At 60.7% G+C, this 3,938-nt stretch carries 3 protein-coding genes; all 3 read left to right on the top strand.

What is annotated here, in order from left to right:
• Positions 1 to 383, top strand: a 383-nt coding sequence (locus ACESMW_RS18590) for a hypothetical protein (protein WP_372988451.1), incomplete at its 5' end; no start/stop codon positions are given.
• A 179-nt stretch (positions 384 to 562) separates the two neighbouring features.
• A complete protein-coding gene (locus ACESMW_RS18585) occupies positions 563 to 1,570 on the top strand; it encodes a TAXI family TRAP transporter solute-binding subunit (protein ID WP_372958157.1) in 1,008 nt (335 codons plus the stop codon).
• A 26-nt stretch (positions 1,571 to 1,596) separates the two neighbouring features.
• Entirely contained in the window at positions 1,597 to 3,753 is a 2,157-nt protein-coding gene (locus tag ACESMW_RS18580; protein WP_372958158.1) for a TRAP transporter permease, read from the top strand.
• The last annotated feature ends 185 nt before the right edge of the window (positions 3,754 to 3,938 follow it).

Genomic DNA, 3,938 nt, shown 5'->3' with positions numbered 1-3,938 from the left:
TCATGAGTGATGACATGTCCGTCCATTCCCTGGTCATCAAGACCGGCGATGTGCTGGGGCTCGGTGGTCGTGACGTGGTTGCCGAGCGTGGCAGCTTTACCGTTCGCATGGAGCAGGACGATAAGGATGACGACGATTTCGACGATCAGGACTATGAAGTCCACATGGAATCCACCCAGGATGAGGTCAAGGCCTTGCCGGAGTATGACGAAAGCTGGTGGAACCAGACTCGCCAGGGGCTGAGACAGGCCTGGGAAAACACCAAGGAAACCAGCCGCAGTGCCTGGGAAGACACCAAGCAGGCCACGTCCTCCGCCTGGCATAACGTGAAGGAAGGCGCCGATAATATGTCTGATCGCGCCGAAGACGCAGTCGATAACTGATTCGGCCATTTACGGGGGAGCAGGACTCCCCCGGTTCACCTCACCCTGCCGCCGCCGTTCGTGGCGGTTTCTGATATCTACGACGTTTGGACTAGTGGCCGTAACGGCAACGCTGGTCTAGATTTATCCTGATCCATTGATTGATAAAGACAACAACCCAATCAGGGAAGGACCCGATCATGACCAGAACCTCCGTTTTCAGATCCGCTACCGCACTTCTTGCTGCGGCCGCCCTTGGACTGTCCATGACCGCCCAGGCCGAAGGCAAGTACATTATGGGTACGGCCACCACGGGTGGCACCTACTACCCGGTGGGTGTGGCTATTTCCACACTGATCAAGGTAAAGCTTGAGCCCACCGAGAATATCTCCGTCTCAGCCATCAGCTCCGCCGGCTCTGGCGAAAACCTCAAATTGATGGACGAGGACCAGGCCCAGTTCAGCATACTCCAGGGGCTCTATGGCGCCTGGGCATGGGATGGCACCGACCCGGTACCCAAGGCCTACAAGAATGTGCGTTCCGTGTCGATGCTATGGCAGAACGTGGAACACTTCGTGGTTCGCAGCGAGCATGCGGACACAGGCACCATCGAGGATATGAAGAACCTGTATGGCGAGACCTTCTCCATTGGTGCCCGTAATTCCGGCACCGAGGGCTCCGGTCGCTTTATCCTTGGCAAGGTGGGCATCGACCTGGATCAGGCCGAGATGGCCTACATGGGCTATGGCCCCAGTGCCGATTCGCTGCAGAACGGCAACATCGACGGCATGAATATACCGGCCGGTGTCCCGGCGTCCGCCGTCACCCGGGCCTATGCCAACATGGGCGACGATATCGTGACGCTGGATTTCACCGACGAGCAGCTGGCGGAGGTAAACAGTGACTTCGAGCTGTGGTCCGCCTACGAGATCCCGGCGGGCACTTACCCCAACCAGGATGACGCCATCAACACCATTGCCCAGCCGAACATCCTTGCCGTGCGGGAGGATGTCCCCGAGGAAGATGTGTATCTGATCACCAAGACCATCTATGAAAACCTGCCGTTCCTCAACAACATCCATGCGGCCACCAAGGCCATGGCGCTGGAAAAGGCCATTGTCGGCCTGCCGATGCCGCTGCACCCGGGCGCCCAGCGGTTCTATGAGGAGCAGGGCATCGAGATCCCTGACCGCCTGAAAGCCGAGTAATCCGGCGATCAACAGGGAAATCGTGAGTGATACAACCGCGCAGTGACGACGCCGGGGCCGAAACCCGGCTGGAAAAGATCCGCGAAGAAAGCGCGAAGGAGGCACCAGAGCGTCTGGAACACCCGGTCATCGGCCGGGTGATCTTTGCCCTGGGTGTGGGCATTGCCCTGACCCACCTCTGGTTCAATACGTTTTCAACGCTGTCGGAACTGTGGACCTCGGCTCTGCACTTTGGCCTGTTCGGGCTGCTCTGCGCCCTGGCCATGCCCTTGGTGCGCAGTGAGCGGGCCGGGGTTCAGCGTACCGTTTTCTGGGTCGACCTGGTGCTGGGGCTGGCGGCACTGGGGTGCGCGCTCTACCTTATCGGCTTCGAGGATGCCCTCTACGACCGGGGTGTGGTTTTCTCCACCGCCGACTGGGTAGTGTCTGTTGTTGCGGTTGTGCTGGTGCTGGAGTTTGCCCGGCGCACCACCGGCTGGTTCATCCCCTGCCTTTGCATTGTCGCGCTTACCTATGTGGCCTGGTGGGGACAGTATGTGGACGGCGTATTCAACTTTCCGGGCCTCACCTGGGAGACGGTGCTCTACCGATCCTGGATGGGCGGGCAGGGCATGCTGGGCTCCATCGCCCGCATCTCCTGGACCTATGTGTTCATGTTCATCCTGTTTGGCGCCTTCCTGGTGAAGTCCGGCGCCGGGGACTTCATTATCGACCTGGCCCGCTGTGCGGCTGGCCGGTTCGTGGGCGGGCCCGGTTTTGTGGCGGTGTTTTCTTCCGGGCTGATGGGCTCGGTGTCCGGTTCCAGCGTTGCCAATACCGTGTCTACCGGCGTGATTACCATCCCGCTTATGCGCAAGGCGGGTTTCCCGGCTCGCTTTGCCGGTGGCGTGGAAGCCGCAGCGTCTACCGGCGGGCAGCTGATGCCGCCGGTGATGGGGGCCGGGGCGTTTATCATGGCGTCCTATACCCAGGTGTCCTATCTCACCATTATCGGCGTGGCGGCGCTGCCTGCACTGCTGTATTTCCTGTCCGTGGCCATGTTTGTGCGTATTGAGGCCAAGCGGAGCCATGCCGTCAAACTCGAGGATGAAGACGCAGAAACGTTTGGCGAGGTGCTCAAGGGTGGCTGGCATTATTTGCTGCCCCTGGTCGTCCTGGTGGCCGCACTGATCTATGGGTTCACTCCGACCTACGCTGCCGGTATTGCCATTGTTTCGGTCGTTGTCTCATCCTGGATCGCCCGCAAGCCGATGACCCTGGGGGACATCCTGGACGCCCTCGCCCAGGGCAGCCGCAATATCATGACCACGGCGATTCTGCTGATCACCGTGGGGCTGATCGTGATGGTGATTTCCACCACCGGCGTCGGTAACACCTTTTCGCTGATGATCACCGACTGGGCCGGTGGCAGCCTGCTGATCACCATCGTGCTGGTGGCACTGGCGTCCCTGATTCTTGGCATGGGATTGCCGGTAACGGCGGCCTACATCGTGCTGGCGACGCTCTCGGCACCGGCGATCTATCAGCTGATCGCCCAGAGCCAGCTGATCGACCTGATGGCCAATGGCAACCTGCCCGAACAGGCCCGGGCAATCTTCATGTTGACCTCACCGGAGGCGGCTGAACTGCTGAGCGAGCCCATGGAGCGGGCCCGGGCGGTTGCCATGCTGGCAGAGGTACCGGAGAACTTCACCGGCCAGTTGCTTGAGCAGGCCCTGTCACCCCACGCACTGACCATGGCGCTGGTGGCGGCCCATATGATCATCTTCTGGCTGTCCCAGGACTCCAACGTGACACCGCCGGTCTGCCTCACTGCCTTCGCCGCCGCGGCCATTGCCGGCACTCCGGCCATGCGTACCGGGCTGACCGCCTGGAAGATCGCCAAGGGCCTGTACATCGTGCCCCTGCTGTTTGCCTATTCGCCGCTGATCTCCGGTACCCCGCTGGACATGCTCAAGGTGTTCACATTTGCCCTGTTCGGTATCTATGCCATTATCGCCGGGCTTGAAGGGTATCTGGAGCATCCCCTGAGGTGGTGGCTGCGGGTGCTGATGTTCCCGGTCGGAGCGTTGATGCTATGGCCTCACGGAATGATATGGATCGATCTGGCCGGTCTGGTGATCTTCGTTGCCCTGCTGGTATGGAGTGCCCGGCGGTCTGGCCCGGTCCGGCCATTGGCATGAACCCGCGCCGGGTGACGACGTGCGGGTAGTCCCGCCTCAGGAGCTGTTGGCTGCGGAGTCGGATTCGCCATCGATCCTGAGCGGCGAAAACAAGGGTGCCAGTCCCTTGGCATCGTCGATAAACAGCTGAAGGTGGGGGAAGGGAATCTCGATTCCCGCTTCATCCAGGTGTTCCTTGATGTCCT

The sequence above is a fragment of the Marinobacter sp. genome (assembly GCF_041690455.1).
Classification (GTDB): domain Bacteria; phylum Pseudomonadota; class Gammaproteobacteria; order Pseudomonadales; family Oleiphilaceae; genus Marinobacter.
Note: the sequence above shows the minus strand (reverse complement) of the source record. Positions and strands in the feature narration are given on the sequence as shown.

Bases quoted from the DNA above. Each gene is read 5' to 3' on its own strand.
- ACESMW_RS18585 (WP_372958157.1), top strand. From the start codon at position 563: ATGACCAGAACCTCCGTTTTCAGATCCGCTACCGCACTTCTTGCTGCG.